Annotated in this window: 22 protein-coding genes and 2 pseudogenes; 5 read left to right on the top strand and 19 right to left on the bottom strand. The window is 41.1% G+C overall.

Translation table 11 applies throughout. The annotated features are described in order from the left end of the window. Positions 1-58 precede the first annotated feature (58 nt). From P4S60_RS01680 to P4S60_RS01620, 13 genes and pseudogenes are all read right to left on the bottom strand, one after another. Positions 59-1,324, bottom strand: coding sequence for a sensor domain-containing protein (locus P4S60_RS01680; protein ID WP_337114811.1), 1,266 nt, complete (start codon positions 1,322-1,324; stop codon positions 59-61). 425 nt (positions 1,325-1,749) lie between these two features. Next, entirely contained in the window at positions 1,750-2,208 is a 459-nt protein-coding gene (locus P4S60_RS01675; protein ID WP_337114810.1) for a hypothetical protein, read from the bottom strand. A 306-nt stretch (positions 2,209-2,514) separates the two neighbouring features. Beyond that, positions 2,515-2,868 (bottom strand): immunity protein Imm33 domain-containing protein, encoded by a 354-nt coding sequence (locus P4S60_RS01670; RefSeq protein ID WP_337114809.1) that lies wholly within the window; start codon positions 2,866-2,868, stop codon positions 2,515-2,517. Positions 2,869-2,983: 115 nt separating this feature from the next. Beyond that, positions 2,984-3,406: a hypothetical protein gene (locus P4S60_RS01665; RefSeq protein WP_337114808.1), complete on the bottom strand. Its 423-nt coding sequence runs from the start codon at positions 3,404-3,406 to the stop codon at positions 2,984-2,986. Position 3,407: 1 nt separating this feature from the next. Continuing rightward, positions 3,408-4,145: a DUF6882 domain-containing protein gene (locus P4S60_RS01660; protein ID WP_337114807.1), complete on the bottom strand. Its 738-nt coding sequence runs from the start codon at positions 4,143-4,145 to the stop codon at positions 3,408-3,410. Between the two features lie 72 nt (positions 4,146-4,217). Next, positions 4,218-4,487: pseudogene (locus P4S60_RS21515) on the bottom strand (DUF7710 domain-containing protein). Further along, positions 4,484-4,756: an Imm32 family immunity protein gene (locus P4S60_RS01650; RefSeq protein WP_337114805.1), complete on the bottom strand. Its 273-nt coding sequence runs from the start codon at positions 4,754-4,756 to the stop codon at positions 4,484-4,486. Before P4S60_RS01650 ends, P4S60_RS21515 begins: the two are co-directional and overlap by 4 nt. Before the next feature lie 106 nt (positions 4,757-4,862). Further along, complete coding sequence (locus tag P4S60_RS01645) at positions 4,863-5,210, bottom strand: immunity protein Imm33 domain-containing protein (protein WP_337114804.1); 348 nt, start codon at positions 5,208-5,210, stop codon at positions 4,863-4,865. 269 nt (positions 5,211-5,479) lie between these two features. Further along, on the bottom strand, positions 5,480-5,827 hold the full coding sequence (locus tag P4S60_RS01640; protein ID WP_337114803.1) for a hypothetical protein: 348 nt from the start codon (positions 5,825-5,827) through the stop codon (positions 5,480-5,482). Beyond that, positions 5,827-6,429 carry an RHS repeat-associated core domain-containing protein gene (locus tag P4S60_RS01635; protein WP_337114802.1) on the bottom strand — a complete coding sequence of 201 codons (603 nt, stop codon included), beginning with the start codon at positions 6,427-6,429 and terminating at the stop codon, positions 5,827-5,829. Before P4S60_RS01635 ends, P4S60_RS01640 begins: the two co-directional genes overlap by 1 nt. Before the next feature lie 156 nt (positions 6,430-6,585). Then, positions 6,586-7,233 (bottom strand): HEAT repeat domain-containing protein, encoded by a 648-nt coding sequence (locus P4S60_RS01630; RefSeq protein ID WP_337114801.1) that lies wholly within the window; start codon positions 7,231-7,233, stop codon positions 6,586-6,588. Positions 7,234-7,523: 290 nt separating this feature from the next. Beyond that, positions 7,524-7,805: an Imm27 family immunity protein gene (locus tag P4S60_RS01625; RefSeq protein ID WP_337114800.1), complete on the bottom strand. Its 282-nt coding sequence runs from the start codon at positions 7,803-7,805 to the stop codon at positions 7,524-7,526. A gap of 201 nt (positions 7,806-8,006) precedes the next feature. Next, entirely contained in the window at positions 8,007-9,191 is a 1,185-nt protein-coding gene (locus P4S60_RS01620) for an NAD(P)/FAD-dependent oxidoreductase (RefSeq protein ID WP_337114799.1), read from the bottom strand. Between the two features lie 323 nt (positions 9,192-9,514). On the opposite strand from P4S60_RS01620, the gene P4S60_RS01615 reads away from it, so the two are divergent. Further along, entirely contained in the window at positions 9,515-11,650 is a 2,136-nt protein-coding gene (locus P4S60_RS01615; protein WP_337114798.1) for a S8 family peptidase, read from the top strand. Positions 11,651-11,718: 68 nt separating this feature from the next. Here the strand turns inward: P4S60_RS01615 and P4S60_RS01610 are convergent, their stop codons facing one another. The 5 genes from P4S60_RS01610 to prlC all read right to left on the bottom strand — a co-directional run bounded on the left by P4S60_RS01610 (position 11,719) and on the right by prlC (position 18,480). Beyond that, positions 11,719-12,192, bottom strand: coding sequence for a peroxiredoxin (locus P4S60_RS01610; protein ID WP_063529354.1), 474 nt, complete (start codon positions 12,190-12,192; stop codon positions 11,719-11,721). Between the two features lie 106 nt (positions 12,193-12,298). Then, entirely contained in the window at positions 12,299-14,224 is a 1,926-nt protein-coding gene (locus tag P4S60_RS01605) for a methyl-accepting chemotaxis protein (protein WP_337114797.1), read from the bottom strand. 117 nt (positions 14,225-14,341) lie between these two features. Beyond that, on the bottom strand, positions 14,342-15,097 hold the full coding sequence (locus P4S60_RS01600; protein ID WP_119853841.1) for a class I SAM-dependent methyltransferase: 756 nt from the start codon (positions 15,095-15,097) through the stop codon (positions 14,342-14,344). A gap of 43 nt (positions 15,098-15,140) precedes the next feature. Continuing rightward, positions 15,141-16,319, bottom strand: coding sequence for a response regulator (locus P4S60_RS01595; RefSeq protein WP_337114796.1), 1,179 nt, complete (start codon positions 16,317-16,319; stop codon positions 15,141-15,143). A 109-nt stretch (positions 16,320-16,428) separates the two neighbouring features. Beyond that, positions 16,429-18,480 carry an oligopeptidase A gene (gene prlC / locus P4S60_RS01590; protein ID WP_337114795.1) on the bottom strand — a complete coding sequence of 684 codons (2,052 nt, stop codon included), beginning with the start codon at positions 18,478-18,480 and terminating at the stop codon, positions 16,429-16,431. 151 nt (positions 18,481-18,631) lie between these two features. On the opposite strand from prlC, the gene gorA reads away from it, so the two are divergent. The 4 genes and pseudogenes from gorA (at position 18,632) to P4S60_RS01570 (ending at position 23,894) form a co-directional block, all read left to right on the top strand. Next, positions 18,632-19,993, top strand: a complete 1,362-nt coding sequence (gorA, locus tag P4S60_RS01585; protein ID WP_337114794.1) for a glutathione-disulfide reductase — start codon at positions 18,632-18,634, stop codon at positions 19,991-19,993. 178 nt (positions 19,994-20,171) lie between these two features. Then, entirely contained in the window at positions 20,172-21,155 is a 984-nt protein-coding gene (locus tag P4S60_RS01580) for a helix-turn-helix domain-containing protein (protein ID WP_337116810.1), read from the top strand. A 97-nt stretch (positions 21,156-21,252) separates the two neighbouring features. After that, positions 21,253-23,034 carry a hypothetical protein gene (locus P4S60_RS01575; RefSeq protein ID WP_337114793.1) on the top strand — a complete coding sequence of 594 codons (1,782 nt, stop codon included), beginning with the start codon at positions 21,253-21,255 and terminating at the stop codon, positions 23,032-23,034. A 125-nt stretch (positions 23,035-23,159) separates the two neighbouring features. Further along, positions 23,160-23,894, top strand: a pseudogene (locus tag P4S60_RS01570) (MauE/DoxX family redox-associated membrane protein). A gap of 54 nt (positions 23,895-23,948) precedes the next feature. Here P4S60_RS01570 and P4S60_RS01565 read toward each other — a convergent pair. After that, positions 23,949-24,197, bottom strand: a complete 249-nt coding sequence (locus P4S60_RS01565; RefSeq protein ID WP_171038288.1) for a hypothetical protein — start codon at positions 24,195-24,197, stop codon at positions 23,949-23,951. Positions 24,198-24,311 lie beyond the last annotated feature (114 nt).

The raw sequence follows: 24,311 nt of genomic DNA, 5'->3' as shown, positions 1-24,311 counted from the left end.
GTTTCAAGTTTCAAGTTTCAAGTTTCAAGTTTCAGAGTAACTTAAGGCGTTAAAACTATTAGCTGAAATGAATAATGGTTGTTCCAGGTTGCTTTTTAGCTTGGTACATAGCCGCATCCGCTTCTTCAATTAATTGGTTTGCTGCATACACACCATCGCCGAGAAAATGCGCTGTCACGCCAATACTCGCAGTGACTTCAATTGACTTACCTTTACAACTAAAAGGGGCTGAAAATTGATCCGCAATTTTATGTGCCAAGCGATTCAGAATCGTCGTGTTAGTTACGCCTGAAATAGTCACTAAAAACTCATCGCCTCCCATTCTTATCACATAATCGGTACTTCTGACGGCAGCTTTAAGTTGCTTTGCAACCCATACCAAAACTTCATCGCCTAGTGCATGACCATGCTGATCGTTGATTTGTTTAAAATCATCTAAGTCGATATAAATAAAGCCCATTCCCTCAGCCACATCACCATTTTCACTAAATACATCATTTAATAATTGCTCTAGATAACGACGGTTCGGTAATTGAGTAAGCGGGTCAAGGTTCGCAAGCTCAATCAAAGCCTGCTCTTTATTTTTTCGAGCTGAAATGTCACGCACAATCGCAAGAAGATAGCTTTTCCCTTGATGGTCGATATGACACACACTCACTTCTGTAGGAAAAACCTGACCATCTTTTTGTTTTAAGCACGACTCAAAAATAGTGGTTTCTTGAGCTTTTATACGCGCCACCCTTTCTTGCCATTTCGCCTTGGTATCGTAGTCAGGGTTAATGTCTGGAATGGTTAGCTTTAAAAGCTCCTCCTTTTCATAACCTAAGCACCTATAAGCAAATTGATTACAATTAAGGATTTGACCAAACTGAGGGTTTGCCACAAAGATGGCATCATTCGATTTATCAACCAAATGGGTCAGCAAAATATCTGCGGCCGCCTCTTTATTGACTGTTGTTAAGTCAATAATTTGCGAAATATAACGCACAACATTACCGTCATTATCCATCTCGGCAACAATATTCAGCTGACAATAAATAGCATGACCCAACTTATGCATGTAACGCTTTTCGATTTGTAATGGCTGCTCAGGAAACTGGTTAAGCTTGGCACGAATAGCTTTATTTAACTCTCTGTCATCAGCATGAGTTATAACAACATCATCGGCGTACACTTCATCGCCTTCGTAACCTAATAGTTGTTTTAGTGCCGGGTTTGCATATTCGAGTTTGCCGCTAGGCGAGGAAAGAATGACAGGAATAGGTGTAATTTCAATTAGCCGATAAACCGGATTAACAAACATCTGTACGTCATTAAGTTTCATGGGCAACTCGAGTTCAATACATTATCACTACTCAGTAAAATGAAATAATAGACTATAAATCAGCTATCAGCTATCAGCTATCAGCTATCAGCTATCAGCTATCAGCTATCAGCTATCAGCTATCAGCTATCAGCTATCAGCTATCAGCTATCAGCTATCAGCTATCAGCTATCAGCTATCAGCTATCAGCTATCAGCTATCAGCTATCAGCTATCAGCTATCAGCTATCAGCTATCAGCTATCAGCTATCAAAATTATGTAGGGCGTCATTTGTGGTGGCAAGAATTGATTCTAGGTTTTGGGTGCTAGGCGCTAGGTGCTAGGTGCTAGGCGCAAATAAAAGACATCGAGTTTCTTCTTTTAGTCACTGTTTATTAAGAACGAAACCCGAGAGTGCGAAGCTTTGGACTTAAAGTGCACATTTGCTACTCAACTCTATAACAAGCTGATTTGCTTTTGTTAAAGTATTCAGAATTAGCTCGGTAATATTGTGGAACTTTCAAGTTGATATCCAATAAACCAGCCTTTTCAAGTTGATGCTTAAATGCATCTTCATCAAATGGACCATCAACTTGATCACTGTTTAAATTGATAATCCAATATTCTTTTGATTCAGAATAGTGTGTGATTATAGTGGGAATTCCGCTTTTATTATAACAATCAATGCTTTCAGCGACCATTCTCAGCACCAAAAGAAAGCCTTTTTCCTCTACTACATCAACAACCTGATCAGGAATAATAACTGTATTTTCTATTTCATTAACAAAATATTGGTGATCCTTATCAGCATCAACAAACTTTATATTTGAGCGTTCTCTATCTTGACCACAAGCCGTAAAAAAACCGACCATAATGATTAAAAGTACAATTATTTTTATTTTCATATTTTTTACCTGAACGTATTCTGGTTCATAAGAAATTACGTCACCAACATTCCTTCAACAGACAAGAGTCAGGTCCTACTTTTTGCCACTACCTCGCCCATGGCGTCAGAAAATGATTTAGCTTATCCCCAATGTTTTACTTAACTACTTATCACCAATCATATGCATGAAAAATAAATGGGTAACCTTATAGTTGTCTAGTTTAGGTGCTAGGTGAAAATATAAGATATCCAGTAACTTCTTTGAGTCACTGTTTATTACAAACAAAGCCCGAGAGTGCGAAGCTCTGAATTAAAAAGATATTATCTATTTGTCGTTTGCTACTTCTTCATCAAACCAAACATGTTCTTGCTCTCCACCCAGCATGAATCGATAACCAGGTGGCAAAGCCATATAAATAGCTACTTCAGGTCTATACTCAACAATATGAGTAAAGTGAACCATTTTTAAACTCGAAATATCTCCATTATATTCGTCAGTGGTTAGCCACCATCCAGTCATATGTTTTGGAGAGTGATAACGAACTCCTTCGAGTGGTAAACCTTCATAAACACCATCTGAGATTACTACCATGCATTCTTGATCGATAGGTGTATATTTCGCTTTGTAATTTAAGCAACACTCATGCTGTACTGCCGTTAGCTCATTAATATCTATCATTATTCCTTCAATGTCATATAATCAAAACGAACAAGAGAATAACACCACACCAAAAAAAACGAAAAGCCCAGCGAGTTGCAGGGCTTCAGGTTCAAAACTTCCAAGCTTTCTCTTGTTAATCGTAATAGCCATCTTTAAATAAAATAACACTCTCACAAGCACTATTAGAATCTTCACCTAGGTCAGGAGAATAGCCCCCAATCCCCAGAGAATAAGAGGTAAATGAGTCACCTTCTAGTTCAATTGCATTATCAATAGACTTAAGAAACTTAACTATATCTTCAAAGCTAGAAGCAACTAAGTTAATACCCTTGAAGTATAGTAACGCAGGTTCACAAAACTCTAACGCCTCTACAGTTGCAAAACTATCGTAATATACAAACAAGCCAAGATTCTCGTAAAAATCACAAGGATGCTCTGCGGCTGGCGTCCTTTTGAAGGTGTTATATGAGCTGCTAATGGCATTTCGGGCTTCATCTAATGACATTCCAAATTGAATTTCATCAATCCCCGTCAAAGGTGTCACATTAAATCTCATCTTAGCTCTCAAGCCACTTTGCATCTGTAACGACCATATAAATAAAGCCATTATCAGTAGATGTTCTATACATCCCAATAGCATTTAGCGCTTTGGCTAATACTGAGGTCATTTCCCAACCGTCAACTTCAGTTGCAGACCATCGACCTGAGACAAGTTGCTTCAATCCTAGTTCCTCACCCAACTCTCTAACAACTCTAGATGAGGCTTTTACTTTTTCTTCGAGACTAGTGTTTGCCCATGCCCACATCCAAGTATTAGACTTGGTGGAAAAAGAGCCTGCGAAATGAATACTAGCTTCGACTTCTTGAACACCTTTGTTGGAAAATATTATTTTTCCTGTTTCTTGGTGCCAATCCCAACGTTCATGGTTACCAACATTAAAATTGTCTAAGAAATCATTATGCTTTGGTTCGATGAAAGAAAAGCTATCGGTTACTAGTTCATGGTAGATATCATCATTCTGAACCCAATTTCTTTCACGGATATCTTCATAACAGTGCTCGCATAGCACCTTAATATCGGCAAAAGCTTCGGAATTTTCATTCCATTCACCTTCAGTGTCCAACACTTCCTCACACCTATCACACCATGCGTCAGGACATAGCTCGTCTGGATAATCTGGGTCATAACCAAGATTAAAGCCTAGCCCTTTCCCATTTATTAAATGACAACATAAGAAACTAGCGTTTCCTTCTCCATGGGTTTTACATGTTACTTTGTTATCCGTATCACTCATACTTCATTTCCATTAATTCAGAATATTCAATGCAGCTATCATATGCGACATGAATTCATTCAAATTAAATAATTACAGGGCTTCTCCGTTTTCAAACCTAAAGTGCTCTTGAGAAGCTGAAATAAACCTCCCAACAAATTTGGCCTCATAATGAAGTGGCTTTTTAGGTGTAAAATAATCATTTTCTATACACCAATCATAGGCCCCTTGGTTTAAAGATTATTCTGTCAGCAACCCCGATAGACTATGCTTTTTAATCCAACTTTCAGCTTGCGAGTAGTCAGAGAACGCACCGCTAGAGAAAGTTGCACCATCTCCGTGAAAAATCCAAACGGAACTCATTCGTCCGTACCCTTAGATATGGTAATACTGGCATTACTTTCGTTTAGGTCGTATAAATCGTCCAAATGAATGTGAAAGCCGTCTTCTCTTTCGCAATGTGCCATTCCGACTATAGCTCTAGCTAAAAGTAACAGTCCATCTTTATTGCCTTCCAATTGCAGGCTCCCATCTGTTGACAGTGAATATTCGAGTCTAGCCTCCTCGACAGGCTCAATAAAAGGAATCCCATTTTCACCAAACTCTACTATTAGCTCTTTGCTTTCTGCCACTTTAATCACTTAATTTTTAACTATTTATTAATCAACAACAGTAACATACAACTTGAAAACAACAAAAAGCCCCGCGAGTGCGAGGCTTAGAATTCAAACTATGTCGTCAAATATTTAATAAAGACTCATCAAACCAAACATCAACATAATCTCCAGCGATTAAAAACCTATAACCCGGAGGTAGCGCAAGATACTTTTTGATATCAGGACACCACTCACCTAAATGAGCAACATGAAGAGGAACGAAAAAATCAGGTTCTTCAGAAAACACTTCTCCACCCCAAATGTACCAACCTGTTGTATCTCCTTCAGGGGAGTGTCTTAGTCCATTAATAGGAATAACCCCTTGCTTGACGTTACGAGAAATCCCAACTTTCATATCTTCGGGAGATGATACAAAGTCAGCATTAAATTCATTACAGACCAATCTTTGAGTTTTCGTAATTTCAGTCATTATAAATCATGCTCCTTTTACTGCGCTTCAAACACATGGGAGCAGGTTTTGCTTTTTGTCACTACCTCACCCATACCAGCAAGCGCTTCTTTTCATTGAGCAGCTTAGCCAGTCTTGAAAACAAAATCCCAAGCCACCAAACCAGAAACAAAAAGCCCCGCGAGTGCGAGGCGATGAGGTTGGATTCAAGTCGAGTTAACCCCGAAACTGATTTATTGAAACCCATGCCTCACTCCATGGTGCGAGGCTTTGGGTTCAAATTAAAGCTTCTACTTTTGAAAAAATTCTTTTATTAACTCACCTGAGTTTATATCAAAAATATATGATTTAGAAATTCCGCAGTGATCAATATCTAGTTTAGACTTGGAGATAATACCGTCTTTTAAAATAACTGCATTTTTCATTAAGAAACTTACAACGATTTCATTTTCAGTACTTTCAACATACGCCTCAAAACAATTAATATCCTTTGCGTTCGTGGCAAACTTTGAATAAGCAGTAGTAATAGCTTTAACACTCTTAATATCTATTGTTGTAGCAACTATATTCTCCTGCACCCCATGTGATAATGGAGAAGAAATGGCCAGCAGAACATATAATAAAAATCTAATAATCATCAAAATTTCTTCACTCTTATTTTTCCTGAAGGAGTACCCAGCACTCTCGTATACTTTTCACCTCGGGTCTTGCGATATTTCTCTGTAGCCGCAGCAAAAGCTCTACCTGTTTTTCTATCTTCGCTTGAAAATCTGTCGCTATCGAATTCGTCATTCCGCCTTTTAGTCCTTACAACTTTCCCATCGCTTTCTTTTGAATAGTCTCCATGAGTATGGTAGTCACCAACCAATGTTTTAGCGTTTCCTTCAAAACCGACTCCTGTCTCATCGCCTTTCACCGGATCACTTGCAACATATTTTACAATTTCTTTACCATCTTTGTCTTTTGAAACTACTCTATTGATCGTGCCACCATACTCTAGATTATCTTGTATAGATTTATCATTAATATGTTCGACCGCATCCTTTCCTGCTTCTTCAGGTGTATCAAATGGATCTCCCGGCTTTTGACCATCAGGGTCTATATACCTATAAGGGTTATTATATGCGTAATTAAATCTATTGAACCCTTGAACACTACCTCCAGAGAAGTGCTCAAGAGAACCAACAGGATCATTCGAGTAGAAACGACCTATGACTGGATCATAGTATCGTGCCTGCATATAAATTAGTACGATTTACGATCCCATAAATTTAAAGCCAACTATTGAACAATGATCCCTCAAACACAATTTTTTAAATTAGAGTTTCAACTTCAACAAACCCAAGCCAGAAAAACAAAGCCCCGCGATTGCGAGGCTTTGGATTTAAATCTCTGATCAACCTAATGAAGCTAAAAGTTCATCATATTTAAATAGTACAGATCTAAAATCATTAGGATTTACAATTTTATCTAGCTTCTCTTTTATCACAGGGATATCCTCTTCTCGGATTCCCTCTGCTAATAAGTTTAAAATAGCGCACCTATCTCGATAATCTCTGGAGTCAGAATAGCAAACTAATAGGTTCCCAATTGAGTATGTTGGATCAAGTTTATATAACGCATAGTGAATTCTTAAAACAGTTCCACTCTGAAGCTGCCCACCTTTTAACTTACTAATCAAAAGCTTAATAACTTTTTCATTTTTAGAATTTAGCTCAGCTAGACTAGTTACACATGAATTAACGACATAACAGCTTGGGTCATCTAATAATTCGCAAATTTTTTCTAAATTATCAAGTAAATCAAATTCAGCAAGAAATTCTATACAATCAGAGCGAATAAGTTCATCGCTATCTAATAATCCTCTGTTAAAAATATTTTTAATTTCTTCGGTATACTCAAAGCATGCCAATTTAAAAAATGATCTTTCTCTTATTTCACTATCATCAGATAATACACCTTTTTTAAGCTTATCAAATGATTGTGGGGTTTCATCACTAATAACTTCTATATCATCCATATAAACGTTCAGCATATTAGTCATATCATTTTACTCCAGAACTCATAGTGTCAGGTCTTTCTTTTTGCCACTACCTCGCCCATGGCATCAGAAAATAATTTAGCTTAACCCCAATGGTTTTATTTAACTACTTATCAACAATCATATGCATGAAATAAAAATAACTGAGTAACCTTTTGGTTCCTTAGGCTTTAGGTGATAGTTTTGGCGCAAATATAAGATATCGAGCTTCTTCTTTGAGTCTCTGTTTATTAAGAACAAAACCCCACGAGTGCGAGGCTTTGTTCGACAGCGTTAGCTGTTCATTAATTCTCTTACTTGAATTTGTATTTGTTTTTCGCATTATCCAGCGTTAAGTGAATCAAACTCGGTGCACCTGCGCCATGAAAGCCTGAGTCGTAGTAGACTAGCTCCCAAAGACGCCCATCATTAGGATCTCGCAGTAAAGTTGACCACCCATCATCGGAATATGCAACGACTAACATTACGTTATTTTTTAAATAATCAATTCGCTGTGCCATTTTATCCGCCACAACTTTACCGTTTAAAAAAACATGCTTACCGATTAATTTGTTTTCATCTTTCCTTAGATTCATGTCTTATCAACCTAAATACTGTTCTTCTGGTACTTTTCAGTTTCGGATTACAAATCCCTCCAGCGCGCTAAAGCACGACCTACAAGCAAGTGCTAACCTAGCTTCTAGAGCCTAGCGCCTGTGACCTGACCACTAACCACTAACCACTAACCACTAACCACTAACCACTAACATCTTTCCCCTAGCAACTAGCAACTCAAATTAACAATACTGCCCTGCTGCAAAGCCACAGCTCCAGGCGTATTGGAAGTTGTAGCCGCCTAGCCAACCGGTGACGTCGGTGACTTCGCCGATGAAATAGAGGCCCGGTGACTTTTTAGCTTCGAAGGTTTTAGAACTTAACTCGTCGGTGTCTACACCGCCAAGCGTGACTTCGGCGGTTCTGTAACCCTCTGTGCCGTTTGGTTTAATTTGCCAATTGTGAATGTAGTCATGTAACGCGTCGATTTGCGCATGGCTTAGCTGGTTTACATTACAATCAGGGATCGCTTTAGTATCGTGCAGCATTTCAACAAAACGCTTTGGTAAAATGGTCGCTAGGGTATTTTTTAGTGACTTTTGCCCTTGGCTTTGACGCCACTGCTCAAGCTGCTGTTTTAAATCGAGCTCGGGTAACAAGTTGATGTACACAGTTTGCCCTGCACGCCAAAAAGAGCTGATTTGTAAAATAGCTGGGCCCGAAAGGCCGCGATGAGTAAACAAGATGTTTTCTTTAAACTGGGTGCCATCTTCACTGGTAACCAAACAAGGAATACTGATCCCCGATAACCCATCAAAGCGATCTTTATCATGCTGGTGTAACGTAAATGGCACTAATGCCGCCATGGTTGGTAGCACTGTTAAACCAAATTGCTCTGCAATTTTATAACCAATTGGTGATGCACCGAGCTTAGGCATGGTTAATCCGCCCGATGCGACAACTAACGACTCACATTGATAGCTGTCTTGCTCAGTAATAACTTCATAGCCCGCATCGGTTTTTGTCACGCTGAGTACTTCGTTACGCGGCGCTATGTTAACACCCGCCCACTCACACTCAGTTAAAAGAATGTCGACGATATCTTGTGCGCTGTTATCACAAAATAACTGGCCCAGCGTTTTATGGTGATAGGCCAAGCCGTGACGGTCCACCAGCTCGATAAAGTCATGCTGGGTATAACGACTTAAACACGATTTTACAAAGTGAGGATTACCACACAAGTAGTTGTCTGGGCTTGCGTTTTCATTGGTGAAGTTACAACGCCCGCCGCCGCTGATTAATATTTTACGGCCCGGCTTTTTGCCCATATCAAGCACAGTAACATTGCGACCACGGTAGCCTGCTTGTGCAGCACACATCAAACCTGCGGCACCGGCGCCAATCACAATTACATCTACTTGGGTCATTACTCATACTCACTAAAAAAATTTAGCTGATTATAACAAGTTATTGTCGCTGCTGTGTTAACACTGAGGTGTTTTTACAAAAAAGATAAAACCAAAAAACGAAATAAAGTAAAAACTCAAAACCGTAAAATTATAACTTTATTATGAGAAATGCGTAGAAAAACACCATTAAAAGACTAGTTTAGACGTCTATACATTTAGTTATAACCAAAATAGAGACAACCATAATAAAACGATATTTTAACTAAATTTACATTTATTTTACCTTTGTCCCCCTTCGCGAAAAATATCGTGGAGATTTACATAACAATCTAGGGATCATTATGACAACTAACAACAACTTGAAGAAGTGCGCAATTGCACTGAGCTTGACTGCGTTGTTTGGGACGACGGCAGCAATGGCTACTCCAAACCAACTAATGTCACCATCTATGCAGGAAACTGCGGCGAAATTACAAGGCCAAGAAGGCTTTGGTACACAATTCATCATCAAGTATAAAAACAACAGTGATGAAATGATGACAATGTCGGCAGCAGAACAAACGCCGACTATGATGAGTAAAAAAGCAAAAGGCTTTGTTAAAAACTTCACCAGCAAAAAAGGTAAAGTAAAAGCACAATACGTTCGTGCAATGGCGATGAATAATCACCACGTAATGCGTGCTGATAAAAAACTTTCTGCTGAAGAAGCACAAGAATTCATGCAAGAGATGGTTGCAACAGGTAACGTTGAATACATCGAAATCGACCAAATGTTAAAGCCATTTGCAACGCCTAACGACCCTCGTTATAACGACCAATGGCACTACTACGAGCAAGCGGGTGGTCTTAACCTTCCTACAGCGTGGGATACAGCAACGGGTAGCGGTGTGGTTGTTGCGGTACTTGATACAGGTTACCGCCCACATATTGATTTAAATGCCAACATCCTTCCTGGCTATGACATGATCTCTAACGTGTCTGTAGCTAACGATGGGGGTGGTCGTGATAGCGATGCTCGCGATCCGGGTGATGCAATCAGCGCTAACGAATGTGGTTACACACATGGTGCGCAAAGCTCAAGCTGGCACGGTACGCACGTTGCGGGTACTGTTGCGGCAGTGACTAACAACGGTGAAGGTGTTGCCGGTGTTGCTTACGATGCGAAAGTAGTTCCTGTACGTGTACTTGGTAAATGTGGTGGTTTAACTTCTGATATCGCTGACGGTATTATCTGGGCTTCAGGTGGTTCGGTTTCTGGCGTACCAGCAAATGCTAACCCTGCAGATGTTATCAACATGAGTTTAGGTGGTAGCGGTTCATGTAGCTCTACAACACAAAGCGCTATCAACCAAGCACGTAACAACGGCACTGTGATCGTAATCGGCGCGGGTAACGATAACGATAACTCTGCAAACTACAACCCAGGTAACTGTAATGGTGTTGTAAACGTTGCATCTGTTGGTCGTAACGGTGGTCGTGCTTATTACTCAAACTACGGTAGCAACATTGACGTTGCAGCACCGGGTGGCGCACAAAGCTTTGCGAATGACTCTGAAGGTGTGTTATCAACACACAACTCAGGCTCTACAAGCCCAAGCAGCGATTCATATCACTACTCGCAAGGTACGTCGATGGCAGCACCACATGTTGCGGGTGTAGCAGCGCTAATCAAGCAAGCTAAACCATCTGCAACGCCAGATGAAATCGAAAGCATCTTAAAATCAACAACTCGTTCTTTCCCTGCAACATGTACAAGCTGTGGTACAGGTATTGTTGATGCAGCAGCCGCTGTGGCAGCAGCATCAGGCACAACACCGCCACCACCAACAGGTAATGTGTTAGAAGATGGTCAAGCCCTAACAGGTTTAAGTGGCTCTGCTAGCAGCCAAACTTTCTACACAATGGAAGTGCCAACAGGTGCAACTAACGTAACCTTCACAATGAGTGGCGGTACAGGTGATGCTGACCTTTACGTTCGTGCAGGTAGTGCACCAACAACGTCAACCTATGATTGTCGTCCTTATAAAGGTGGTAACAACGAAGTATGTTCTATCGATAACCCAACAGCAGGTACTTACCATGTAATGCTGAATGGTTACTCTGCATACTCAGGTGTTAGCCTAGTGGGTGATTTAACAGTGTCTGGCGGTGGTTCAGGCTCAGGTTCACCACAAGCAGGTGGCGGCACAGTGACTGATATCTCTGCAAGTGCTGGTCAGTGGAAGCACTACACGCTAGAAGTACCAGCAGGTATGGCAAGCTTCACTGTTACGACGTCTGGTGGTTCGGGTGATGCTGACTTATTCGTTAAGTTTGGTAGCCAACCAACAACTTCAAGTTATGACTGTCGTCCGTACAAAAACGGTAACGCAGAAACATGTACATTCAGTAACCCACAAGCAGGTACTTGGCACTTAAGCTTAAATGCATACAAGACCTTCTCTGGTGTAACATTGGATGCACAGTATCAACCTTAATAGTTGATCTCCTAAGTTCCCCCTGGGACTTTTTAGCCGGACTTACGTCCGGCTTTTTTGTATTGCTATTAAAGCTTTTCAAGCACAGCTTCAGCGCGACTTACTACAAACTCTTTATCTTGTTCAACAAACAGCCCTGTTACCGTTTGGTTTTCAACGATCATCGCATAACGCTTTGAACGTACGCCACCAAAACCAGCGGTGTCTTTATCTAAACCAAGTGCTTTAGTAAAGCTTGCATCACCATCAGCTAACATACGAATATGCTCTGCGTTATGAGCTTCACCCCATGCTTTCATTACAAATGCATCGTTCACTGATACACAGTAAATTGCATCAACGCCTTTAGCGGTAATTTTATCGGCTAAAGTAATAAACTCAGGTAAGTGAGCGTTTGAACAGGTTGGCGTAAATGCACCAGGCACCGCAAATAACACTACTTTTTTATCTGCAAATAATGCCTCTGTTGATAGTGTTTGCATGCCCTCACTGGTTAATTCGCTAAGGGTTGCCGCAGGTAGAGTTTGGCCTTGTTCGATCATCGTGATTCCTTGAAAGAAAATAAGAGTACAGAGTATATACCCAAAAAATTGAATACCGCATGATTTAAGGGCAAACAATGCAAACCATTGCTCGCCCTTTGAAGAGTTATAAACCTAAACTGGTTTTAATGGTGTGCATTTGCTCTTGTAGGCGGTGCTGAATATCACTAACCAGTGAGTTCGATTCGCTTACCTGCCCTTTCATGCTTTGCATTGATTGGCTAAAGTTTTCGAGTAAGGCATTTTGTTGTTTAGCCAGCTCCATAGCATCAAATGCTACCTTGTTAGCATCTTGCGCATTGTCGGCAACGCCTTCTGAATTACGTTTAAGTTCTTGAGCATTTTGTGTTTGTAGCTCGGCATCATTAGCCAGTGCGCTAATTTGCTCCGATACCATGGTGGAGTTTTCACTTAAGCGGTTTAGCTGATTGTTAATATCATCAAGCGAACCTTGTGTTTGTCTGGCAAGTTTTCGTACTTCATCGGCGACAACTGCAAAGCCTCGACCATGCTCACCTGCGCGTGCCGACTCAATCGCCGCATTCAGTGCCAGTAGGTTTGTTTGCTCAGCAATGTTTTTGATTACTTCAATGACTTGGCCAACATCATCAACGCCTTTTAATAACTCTTTTAAGCTACCTAGACCTTGCTCAACACGCTCTTCAGTACGAGAGCTTGCGGTTAACATGCTGTCGGCAAAGCCTAGGCTCTGCTCCATCGCACCAAAGGTTTGTTTGGCGTTGTCAGCCACTTGACCATTAATGTTATTGACCTGCTCGCCAATGTGCTGAATATCACTTAATAAGCCTTGGTTTTGTTCCACTTGAGAGTGGCTGGCATCTGTTTGCTGTGCAATAGTATGTAAGTGCTCGCTCATCTCTAGCATAAAGTCATTAATAACTTTAAGCATTTGTGCTCGCTCTTCTGCCTCACCTCGCTGGCGCTCAATCAATTGATTAAAGTAATGGGCAATTTCACCGACTTCGGTTTTCGGATTTTTACTCTCGATATTTTTAAGCTCATTACTTTCAATTAAGAAAGCAAAGCCATCGCGCAACTGACGCAGTGGGTTAAGCACTTGGTTACGCTGAACAAAGTAAACGCCACCCGCTAAAACCACCAGCATGCCAATAGCCACGCAAAACACGATAAATACTTGTTGTTTAAGTTGGCTTTGTTCATCTTTTAGTTTTTGCTCTGCACCGAGTACCGTTGCTGAAAGCGCACCGATTTGTTCGCGTAGTGCCTGCATACCGGTTTGACGTAGCTCAGCTTGTTCAAGGGTCGATGCTAAATCACGTGGAAAGCGTTTAGGCCAGCTACTTAGCTCGGCTTTAATGTCACCCGCTAAATCTTCAGCTTCTTCACCTAGAAACAAGGCGTCTTCATCCACTTCGCTCATTACACCTAGGTTTTCGAGTCTATCGATTTTGGCAGCAAGCGAATTTAGGTTTTCAACACTTTGATTGAGGCTATTTTTAGTGTCTTGATCAAAGTTGATCACCAACTTGTAAGTATACAAGGCAAGTGATGTCACTTCGCTGTAGTAGTCAGCGGCAAGTTGGTAATACTCAAGAGCAAGCGCGGTTTGCGGCTCGGCTTTGCTTGCATAACCAATTAACGATGAGGCAGAGCCTGCCATTTGTCTTAACGAGTTATCAAGTAGCGCCATTTCGTTGCCCGATAGCTTTCCTAACGCGCGATACTTGCCATTAATGTCTTTATCGAGCTCTGTTAGCTGACTATTTAGCTGACCTGCAAGGTCATCAGGTAGCTCTGCTAAATGCTGCTTTTTAACATCGCTTATGAGCGTTGACGCTTTATTTAAATGTTGGCTGTCACCTTGCTCTAAATAATCATCAAGGTAACTTTTTAAATCAATAATGATGGTGTTTTTAAGCTTATTATAAGCGTTATCTTGCTGCTCTAATCCGAGTAAAGTTTGACTGGCCCAGAACAAGGTGGCTGCCAGTAAGATACTGGCGAGTGTGAGTAAAACGGCCAATAGCCGAGTAAATGATGACACGCGCATAAACGATATTCCCAAGTAACGTTACGCGCGTAGAATATTAACCTTTTATGACAATTTGATGAAAAACCACCACAAACAACTACACGAAAAAATCAAATGCATCCGAAAATATTAGATTTAAACCATCGCGGCTTTTACGTATACATCAAAGCGGTTCTTTTTGGTTTTGATTTGCATACTCGGGGTTTTGTCATTTAAAAATGGGGCGTAATCAGGGCGCTTCACGACGACTCGCTTACTGGCAAGTGGATAAGCAAATTCTAATAAATCATCAGCATCGCTGTCTGCACCGACGAGTTCTTGAAATACTCGCATTTCCTTTTTAACAAGGGCTGATTTTTCACGATGAGGAAACATAGGATCTAAGTACACAACATCAGGCACTTCGTTACATTGCGCCAGTAGAGTATGGCTAGAGCCAAACACTAGGCTCATGTTTTCTTTCATCCAAGGGCCAATTTCAGCATCGTTATAGGCGCGTTCTAAGCCATCAAATAATAGCGCAGCAACCACTGGGTGGCGTTCATGCAAAATCACTTTACAGCCAAGAGATGCCAGTACAAAGCCATCGCGGCCAAGTCCTGCGGTGGCATCTAGCACCACAGGCGTGGCACCTTTGTTTAAACCAACCGCTTTTGCGATAGCCTGCCCTTTACCACCACCAAACTTACGTCGATGAGCTGCGGCACCCGTTACAAAATCAACATGAATAGCGCCAAGCTTTGGCTCGTCCTTTTTCTTAAGGCTCAAGCCTTGATCGTCGTAATGAAGCGAAAAGCCTGCATTTTGCTCAGCCCACTTGGCCAAACCAAAACGCTGTTCAATCGCATCTAAATAAGGACGCATTTCTTTAAAAGGACAATGAATTACCACGCAAAACTCCGAGCTATCTGATTCGCAGCCAGTATAGCATGGCTTAAAATAGCTCGATATCCGTTTGTGAGGTCACATTTTCGGTCTCACTCGGCTCAGCCATTTTTTGTAAGCTCGCTAAAAGCTCACTACGCGATTCGATAATATGCTTTAGCTGAAACTTTATAAACGATAAGTCTTCATTCAGTGAGGTAAATATCAGCTGAGTTTGCTTTAATTGCTGCAAGTGAAATGCGACTTCGTCGCTGCCCGATAAACCACTTTGCTCAATAGACTTATTTAGCTCATCAAGTTGGGCGGCAAATTTCTCCACAGCATGTTCGCGCGAATCACTGTTTTGGTACATTTGATCAGATAGCTCATTAAACGAGTTACCAATTTGCTGCGCCTGAGTCAGTGCCCGCTCATTGTTTTCCATATCTTGTACTTTGGCGTTAGTCACTTCAAGAATATGCGGGAATAGATCTTTATAACGACCATAAAGCTGGGCATCATCTAGTGGCATGTTTTTGACCAGCATCGACACTTTAGGGTAATTAATAATTGTGCGATGGCTAAAATCAACAAAGCGATTTGCATCACGGTGTTTTTCGAGTAGCTCTTGCTCAAGTGGACACACCCCGCCCTCAGCACTACAAAATATACCTACATCTTGATACCAAAACGCCAGTACGACATCGAGCTCCATCGGATTAAAAAACTCAAACATATGCTCAGATAGCGCTTTGATATCATGTGCATGATAGCTTTGCCCAACGTAGCGCATGATGCGGCCCATATCGCCTGAATCTGTCATCGCGATTTCGGCAGTGATTTGCGCTCGCTCTACATCACTTTTAAGCTTTTTAGAGTGCTGACGATATTGATATAACACGCGAATACGTGCCATGAGTTCTTCAGCATTAAATGGTTTTACAATATAGTCGGCTGCACCTGCGTTATAACCTTTTACACGGTCTGGAAGGTCAGCTTTACCCGATAAAAACATCACAGGCGTGTCTTTTGTTTGCGGGTTAGCTTTTAATTCGTTACATACCTCAAAACCTGTTTTACCCGGCATTTCGATATCAAGTAAAATGATGTCAGGGTTGTACTTTAACGCCTGTCTTAAACCTTCGTCGCCATTTTTAGCATGGATCAGTGTGCAGAAGCCCGATAGCGATTCCTCAATCACATGATGGATATATTTATCATCATCAATGGCTAATACAAGTTTTGACATGCTTAATTCCTATAAACTCTTTTTTAAGAAGGATAGTACGAGAGCGTGATTTTGCGAAGAAATATTAATAAAAAAAGCGCCTTACGGCGCTTTAGATCAACAAACTTTATTATGCAGCAATGCCGCTGTGTCTAAGTAGTGCATCAACTTGTGGTTCGCGTCCACGGAACTTTTTAAATAGCTCCATTGGCTCTTCACTGCCCCCTTTCTCTAAAATGTTCTTTAAGAAAGCTTCGCCCGTTGCTGGATTAAAAATGCCTTCTTCTTCAAATTTAGAAAACGCATCGGCCGAGAGTACTTCAGCCCACTTGTAAGAGTAGTAACCTGCGCTATAACCACCCGCAAAAATATGGCTAAAGCCATGCTGAAAACGGTTAAACGCGGGGGCTTTAACAACGGCCGTTTTACTGCGCACCTCATCTAGTGTTGCTTGAATATTACATGGTTCACCCGCTTTGTACGTATGGTGAATCGTAAAATCAAACAACGAGAACTCAAGCTGACGTAGCATTTGCATACCTGATTGGAAGTTCTTCGCCGCAAGCAGTTTATCTAATAACTCTTTTGGTAATGGTTCACCTGTTTCGTAATGACCCGAAATAAAGCTTAAGGCTTCTTCTTCGTAACACCAGTTTTCAAGGAACTGACTTGGCAACTCAACGGCATCCCATGCTACACCGTTAATACCTGCAACCGGCGCTGCATCAACTTGCGTCAACATATGGTGAATACCATGACCAAATTCATGGAATAAGGTCGTTACTTCGTTATGGGTAAACAAGGCTGGCTTATCACCCACTGCTTTATTAAAGTTACATACTAAATACGCAACAGGGGTTTGTAATTCGCCGTTAGCACGTACTTTACGACCCATGCAGTCATCCATCCACGCGCCGCCGCGTTTGCGATCACGAGCGTATAAATCTAGATAAAAACGACCACGTAAAGTATTGCTGCTATCGTAAATTTCGAAAAAGCGTACATCTGGGTGGTACGTATCAAACTCTGTGACTTCTTTAACGTTAATACCAAATAAACGATTAACTGTAGTGAATAAGCCACTTAAAACTTTATTGGCAGGGAAATATGGGCGCAGTACTTCATCAGAAATCGCGTACTTTTCTTGCTTAAGTTTTTCGCCGTAGTAAGCGTAGTCCCATGCAGCAAGCTCCGTCACACCGTGCTTGTCTTTTGCGTAGGCTGTTAGCTCAGCAAGCTCTTGCTCAGCTTGCGGTTTTGATTTGTCGGCTAAATCTTCTAAGAATGAGAAAACTTGCTCTGGCGTTTCTGCCATTTTAGTCGCCAATGACATATCAGCGTAGCTGTTAAAACCAAGTAACTCGGCAAGCTCATGACGCAGTGCAAGCTCTTCGCTCATAATGGCAGAGTTATCAAACTCACCGGCATTAGGGCCTTGATCAGAAGCACGCGTCACAAATGCAGTGTAAAACTCTTCACGTAACTCGCGGTTATCTGCGTAGGTCATGATTGGTAAGTAAGATGGAAAATCTAACGTGAATACCCAGCCATCTAGCTCTTTGCTTTTAGCTGTATCAGCACCAAGGGCTAATGCAGACTCAGGTAAACCAGCCAGTTCGCTTTCATCAGTAATGTGCTTTTGCCAAGCAAGTGTGGCATCCATCACATTATTGCCAAACTTAGAAGCCAGCTCAGATAAACGCGCACTGATTTCACCATAACGCTTTTGTTGCTCAGGCTTTAAAGCAATACCAGATAGCTCAAAATCACGTAGTGCATTAGTAATGGTTTTTTGTTGGGCAATGGTCAGTGTTTTAAATTCGTCACTGCTGTGAAGTGCATTGTAAGCATCATACAAACCTTGATGCTGACCAACAAAGGTTGAATACTCAGATAACAACGGCAAACATTGCTCATAGGCTTCACGTAGCTCGTCGTTATTAACGACAGAATTCATATGTGATACCGGTGAAAATAAGCGTGATAACTTGTCATCAGCTTCTTCAAGCGGAAGCACCAAATCATTCCATGTGTATGATTTAGTTGCCAGTACCTCGTCAATTTTGGTACGACACTCAGCAATCGCCGCTTTTAATGCTGGCACTACGTGTGCTGGTTTAATTTTAGAAAACGGCGGAAGCCCTTCTAAACCAATGAGTGGGTTATTTTCTGCAATTGTCATTTTAGTTCTCAAATTTTATGCGAAGATGATTTTGAAGTTGGGGCGAATTGATGAAATACAAGGGGCTTAACCTTGGTCTTTATTATGCTATTATCAACTTATTACTAAATCGATTAATTAATAAAGAATTATCTATTTTTGAGGACAAACTATGGCTCAGCATTTTGATTACATTGCAATTGGTGGTGGTAGTGGCGGTATTGCCTCTGCAAACCGTGCAGCAATGCGTGGCGCAAAAGTCGCTCTTATTGAAGCAAAACACATGGGTGGCACCTGTGTAAACGTGGGTTGTGTTCCAAAGAAAGTAATGTGGCACGGCGCACAAATTGCTGAAGCAATTAACGCATATGCACCTGACTACGGCTTTGATGTTGAATTAAAAGGTTTTAGCTGGGCTAAATTAGTTGAAAGCCGCGAAGCTTACATTGGTCGTATTCACCAAGGTTACAACAAATACTTATCTAGCAATGGTGTAACTGTAATCAATGGCTTTGCTAAGTTTGTTGATAACAAAACAGTTGAAGTAAATGGTGAGCTATACACAGCAGACCATATTCTTGTTGCTGTTGGTGGCCGCCCTACTATTCCTAATATCCCAGGCGCTGAGCTTGGCATTGATTCGAACGGCTTCTTTGAACTAGACGCACAGCCTAAGCGTGTTGCTGTGGTTGGTGCAGGCTACATTGCCGTTGAAATCGCAGGTGTACTTCATAGCCTTGGTACAGAAACACACTTGTTTGTTCGTAAAAACAAACCGCTTCGTACTTTTGACCCATACATTGTTGATACGCTTGTCGAGATCATGGCTAAAGAAGGCCCGACTCTTCACACTGAGTGCACACCAAAAGAAGTGGTTAAAGAAAGCGATGGTAGCTTAACAATTCACTTTGAAAATGGTCACAGCCAAAACGTTGATGAAGTTATTTGGGCAATTGGCCGTACACCTACAACTGACAAGATCAACCTTGCAGCGGCAGGTGTTGAAGTAACTGAAGGCGGTTACGTTAAAGTAGACGAATTCCAAAACACCACTGCTGAAAACGTGTACGCAGTTGGCGATATCATCGAAAACGGTATCGAACTTACGCCAGTAGCCGTTAAAGCGGGTCGTATTTTATCAGAGCGTTTATTCAATAAAGAATTACCTGATGATTTAAAAATGGATTACGAGCTAGTGCCTACAGTGGTATTCAGCCATCCACCAATCGGCACAATTGGTTTAACAGAGCAGCAAGCAATTGATCAATACGGCAGCGATAACGTTAAAGTATATAAATCAAGCTTTGCAGCAATGTACACAGCGGTTACTCAGCACCGCCAAGCATGTAACATGATGCTAGTGTGTGCAGGCGAAGACGAAAAAGTTGTTGGCTTACACGGCATTGGCTTTACCGTTGATGAAATGATCCAAGGCTTTGCCGTTGCAATGAAGATGGGCGCAACCAAAGCAGACTTTGATGCTGTTGTGGCAATTCACCCGACTGGCTCTGAAGAATTTGTAACGATGAGATAAATTCGCGTTACGAGTCAATTTTAAAACCTTGTGGTGCTGCCACAAGGTTTTTTTATGCCTATGATTACAAAGTGAGGGTGAGTTGTTAAACTCAGTTAAAAGAATAAAAACGTAAACTACTTTGCAATCAATCACTTTATTCCCTGTGCACCTTGTCCAGTGCATCTTTTTGTTTCAAATGTTATTTGGTGCATTATTAATTAATAGCCAAAAACAAAGTCGTTCCTTGGTGCTGTTGTTTGCATTCCAAGGCTGTGTGTGCGCCTTTAACCTGTTAGAAGGATTAGGGTTTTCTAGTTACTTAATCACCCCAGCGTTTACATTACTGTATGGGCCTATGATTTACTTTTTTACCTTGTCGATTACAGGTAAACAGCCCTTTAAAACATCACACTACGCGGTACACTTAATTCCTGCGGCTATTTCCTTAGCCTTTACCCATTACACGCAAGCGATTATTTTACTTGGTTCGCTCAGTCAACTTGGCTACTTTTACTTTGCTTATGGCATTTTAAAGCGCTATCACAAACAACTTATGCATGCGCGATCAGATGCTGAGAGCCTTAAATTAAAGTGGCTGATCAAAGCATTATTTATTTTTGCCATTATTGTCATATTCGATTTGCTGCGCATGAATGCGCAACCAATTACGCCACTCGATTTAAAGATGCACTGGTATTTATTAAACGAAATACTGTTACTGCTAATGTTTAGCTTTTTGTTGTTTCACACCATCAAAAATAGCTTTCAATTCGAGCCAGTCACATTGTCTGAAGAACCCGAAGCTGAACAAACTGATTCGTCTGACGAGCAACTTGCACAGCAAATTTTCTCAACCATTGATGACTTGATTATTAACGAATCGCTTTATCGACAACCTAGGCTCTCACTGAACGACTTAGCAAATCAAACTGGACTCGGTAGTAAAGAAATATCTTGGGCTATTAACAGCACAACGGGAAACAACTTTTGTGAGTACATCAACCAGCATAGAGTGAATGATGTTAAACGCGAAATAGAGCAAGACTCACCTCAAAAACTCAGCCTGATAGAGCTGGCATTTCAAGCTGGCTTTAATTCTAAATCGACGTTTAATGCCGTGTTTAAAAAAGAAACGGGATTAACACCGAGTCAATTTAAGAAGCAAACGCAAAATAATTAGCTCATAAAACAGACAAAAAACGTCCTAAATCCTATTTTAGGACGCTTTTTTACAACCCAAACGCTAATTTAAACAAAAAACAGCTTTGAGACTCCTGATGAACAAGTCCTATTTTTTACTACTCACATTGTGCCTATTAATAAACTTTTCGGGTTTTGCGTTTGCAACGAATCACTCTTTAGAAGTAACGAATCAAGCCTTAAAAGTACAACCAAGTCGTGTTGGTGCAAGCGACCCAATCGCTTACTTTCAATCGAAAACAGCAGCAATAGAGTTTGCTAAACAACAAAACTGGGCTCAGGTGAATAAACTCACAGAAAAGCTCATTAATGAATATCAACATGATGGCGATACTTGGTATTTACTTGGTCTCAGTTATTTTCAATTGGCCGATTATCAAAATGCCAGCAATGCTTTGAAACGCGCACTTGCAATTGGAACTAGCTTAAAAGGCATTCCTAATGGGGCCAGTAATCCGAACGATTTAATGGTGAAAATCGCAGAGGCATACGCAGAGCTTAATAACCAACTGCAAGCTGAATATTGGCTTAAAAAAGCACTGGCATCTAGATGGGATGACCGCCCAACACTAGCTGGCACCAGCTTATTTAAAGCTGGTATTAATCCTCACTTTGAACGCTTTGCGCAATCGGCCAGTTATAAATCACTTGCGGGTAATAATTTGGATACTGAACTCAATCGAGATCAAAAATGGCGCGCCGATTTAGCGTTTTTAGTCGCAGAAATTAAACGTTTACACGTGGCAATGTATCAAAACATGAGCTCACAACAGTTTGCAGAAAAAGTAGCTGAGATTGATAAATCGATTCCTGAACTGACTGATCAGCAAATTGTTTTTCAGTTTATGGAGCTAATTGCATTACTTGGCAATGGTCATAATCTATTGATCCCAGCATGGGGTGAAAAAGGCAACTTTCAGCAACTACCATTTCAGTTTTATCAATTTAGTGACGGCTTATACATCACCAAAGCGAGTAGCGATTACCAACAATATGTTGGCTATAAAGTTGAGGCATTTGCCGATACACCAGCCCAGCAAGCTCTTGAGTTAACTAAGCGTGTTAATGCTCGCGATAATGAAATGCAAACCCTTTGGTTGGGTCCCTATTATTTAAGTTTGCTTGATGTGCTAAACGGGCTTGGCATTTGCAAAGGTAACGAGGTAACACTCACGCTCAGCTCACCAAAAGGCGCTATCACCACAGTTACACCAGCGCATAAATCAATGCAATTTGCAGGCTTTCCTAAGTTACCAAAACTTGCTGAACACCCCACGCTTAGATACTTAGCACAAAACAATACACCGTTTTGGAGCGAACAAATAAAAACAAATAAATTACTGTATGTGCAATTCAATGATGTGCGTAATAGCAAAGATCTCACCCTTGCTGAATTTGCCATGCAGCTACAAGCACAAATCAAACACGATGATATTGAGCATCTGGTATTGGATCTTCGCCATAACAGTGGTGGTAATGGCTCGCTCACCCCGCCTTTGGTGGCAACGGCCGCATTTTTTAAAGTATTAAAGCCACAAGGAAAGTTATTTATATTAATTGGCCGCAATACGTTTTCGGCAGGTCATGATGTAGCAGTTAAGATTGCCAATATAGTGCCAGCGATTTTTGTAGGTGAATCATCAGGCACCCGCCCTAATGTGGCAGGAGAAGCAGGCTGGTTTAATCTACCATACAGTAAACAAACAGGCCTTATTTCGAGCCAATTCCACCAGCAAAGCCGCGCGGAAGACCATCGTATTTGGTTAGCACCCGATATGCCAATTACGCTTTCTGCAAAAGACTACTTTGCAGGTATCGATCCGGTGATGGATGCTGTTTTAACCATAACTAAGCAGTAAACAGTACTGGCACAAACCTTGTAACTGTTAATAAAGTAACCAGTTATAGCAATAAATTACCCTTATTTACTGTGTAATTAAGCACTTATTACGCAGTAAACAAGGCGTTTTTACAAGGAGGCACGGTGTCTAAGTCTGCAATTTTATATCGCATGGTGACCGATGAGCATATTTGCCCATTCGGTTTAAAATCAAAAGATTAATTAGAGCGTCATGGTTACGATGTTGATGATCGTCATTTAACCAGCCGTGAGCAAACTGACGAATTCAAACAGCAGCATGATGTAAAAACCACACCACAAACCTTTATCAATGATAAACGTATTGGCGGTTACGATGATTTGCGCGACTTTTTTATTCTACCTGAGGCAGGTCAGCAAGGTACCAGTTATACGCCTGTTTTAGCGATTTTTGCAGTGACCATGCTACTAAGCTGCGGTTTTACTTATGCCAGCGGTGAAGCTTTATTTTCTATGCAAAATCTGATGCTGTTCGTTGCATTATCCATGGCGGTATTAGCCATACAAAAGCTGCAAGACTTATTCAGCTTTTCTAACTCATTTATTACCTACGACTTACTGGCGATGCGTATCGTGCCCTATGCCTATGCTTATCCATTTATCGAGGCGTATGTAGCGTTAGGTATGGTGGCTAAACTACCAGCCTTAGCTGTTGCACCATTTTCATTATTTATTGGTGGTATAGGTGCGATATCGGTTATTAAGGCTGTGTATATCGATAAGCGAGAGCTAAAATGCGCCTGTGTTGGTGGCGACAGTAATGTGCCGCTCGGCTTTATCTCACTGAGTGAGAACCTATTTATGATTGCTGCAGGTATATGGATGCTTATTAGCATTTAGCAACATGTATAACAGTGGCTTAAATCTGCGGTTAAGCCACTTTAAAGCGTGATTTTAGCCACCGTTACGTAAATCGCGCTCGAATTCACTTTCGGTTTTTACTGGATGACAAGTCGATTTGACCGCGCCTTTTTTGCTGTCGTTATCTTCGGTGCTATAAATGGTATAGGTGTAATCAGTTTCGAGTTCACCACCTAAACATTCATGCTCAGCGTAGATTTCATTTTCAGCCCCATCAACCACGGCCTGTGATGCACAGCCTGCAAGCATAGCAAGTGCGAGTACAATTGGAATTGCTTTCATATCTTGATCCTAAAATGCTATTTTTATTTTTGCTGTAAGCAATAGGTTAGCTCACACAATTAAGTTAACGGCAAAGTACCTTTATTGATACAAAATTTGTGTAAGTTTTTGTGT

Origin of the sequence: Pseudoalteromonas sp. Hal040 (assembly GCF_037162425.1) — a bacterium.
GTDB classification, from domain to species: Bacteria; Pseudomonadota; Gammaproteobacteria; order Enterobacterales; family Alteromonadaceae; genus Pseudoalteromonas; species Pseudoalteromonas gelatinilytica.
Note: the sequence above shows the minus strand (reverse complement) of the source record. Positions and strands in the feature narration are given on the sequence as shown.

Bases quoted from the DNA above. Each gene is read 5' to 3' on its own strand.
- P4S60_RS01595 (WP_337114796.1), bottom strand. From the start codon at position 16,319: ATGTCAAAACTTGTATTAGCCATTGATGATGATAAATATATCCATCAT.
- P4S60_RS01645 (WP_337114804.1), bottom strand. From the start codon at position 5,210: ATGACTGAAATTACGAAAACTCAAAGATTGGTCTGTAATGAATTTAAT.
- P4S60_RS01575 (WP_337114793.1), top strand. From the start codon at position 21,253: ATGAACAAGTCCTATTTTTTACTACTCACATTGTGCCTATTAATAAAC.
- P4S60_RS01620 (WP_337114799.1), bottom strand. From the start codon at position 9,191: ATGACCCAAGTAGATGTAATTGTGATTGGCGCCGGTGCCGCAGGTTTG.
- P4S60_RS01660 (WP_337114807.1), bottom strand. From the start codon at position 4,145: ATGAGTGATACGGATAACAAAGTAACATGTAAAACCCATGGAGAAGGA.
- prlC (WP_337114795.1), bottom strand. From the start codon at position 18,480: ATGACAATTGCAGAAAATAACCCACTCATTGGTTTAGAAGGGCTTCCG.
- P4S60_RS01605 (WP_337114797.1), bottom strand. From the start codon at position 14,224: ATGCGCGTGTCATCATTTACTCGGCTATTGGCCGTTTTACTCACACTC.
- P4S60_RS01610 (WP_063529354.1), bottom strand. From the start codon at position 12,192: ATGATCGAACAAGGCCAAACTCTACCTGCGGCAACCCTTAGCGAATTA.
- P4S60_RS01640 (WP_337114803.1), bottom strand. From the start codon at position 5,827: ATGATTATTAGATTTTTATTATATGTTCTGCTGGCCATTTCTTCTCCA.
- P4S60_RS01675 (WP_337114810.1), bottom strand. From the start codon at position 2,208: ATGAAAATAAAAATAATTGTACTTTTAATCATTATGGTCGGTTTTTTT.
- P4S60_RS01630 (WP_337114801.1), bottom strand. From the start codon at position 7,233: ATGACTAATATGCTGAACGTTTATATGGATGATATAGAAGTTATTAGT.
- P4S60_RS01580 (WP_337116810.1), top strand. From the start codon at position 20,172: ATGTTATTTGGTGCATTATTAATTAATAGCCAAAAACAAAGTCGTTCC.
- gorA (WP_337114794.1), top strand. From the start codon at position 18,632: ATGGCTCAGCATTTTGATTACATTGCAATTGGTGGTGGTAGTGGCGGT.
- P4S60_RS01680 (WP_337114811.1), bottom strand. From the start codon at position 1,324: ATGAAACTTAATGACGTACAGATGTTTGTTAATCCGGTTTATCGGCTA.
- P4S60_RS01615 (WP_337114798.1), top strand. From the start codon at position 9,515: ATGACAACTAACAACAACTTGAAGAAGTGCGCAATTGCACTGAGCTTG.
- P4S60_RS01670 (WP_337114809.1), bottom strand. From the start codon at position 2,868: ATGATAGATATTAATGAGCTAACGGCAGTACAGCATGAGTGTTGCTTA.
- P4S60_RS01625 (WP_337114800.1), bottom strand. From the start codon at position 7,805: ATGAATCTAAGGAAAGATGAAAACAAATTAATCGGTAAGCATGTTTTT.
- P4S60_RS01635 (WP_337114802.1), bottom strand. From the start codon at position 6,429: ATGCAGGCACGATACTATGATCCAGTCATAGGTCGTTTCTACTCGAAT.
- P4S60_RS01565 (WP_171038288.1), bottom strand. From the start codon at position 24,197: ATGAAAGCAATTCCAATTGTACTCGCACTTGCTATGCTTGCAGGCTGT.
- P4S60_RS01665 (WP_337114808.1), bottom strand. From the start codon at position 3,406: ATGAGATTTAATGTGACACCTTTGACGGGGATTGATGAAATTCAATTT.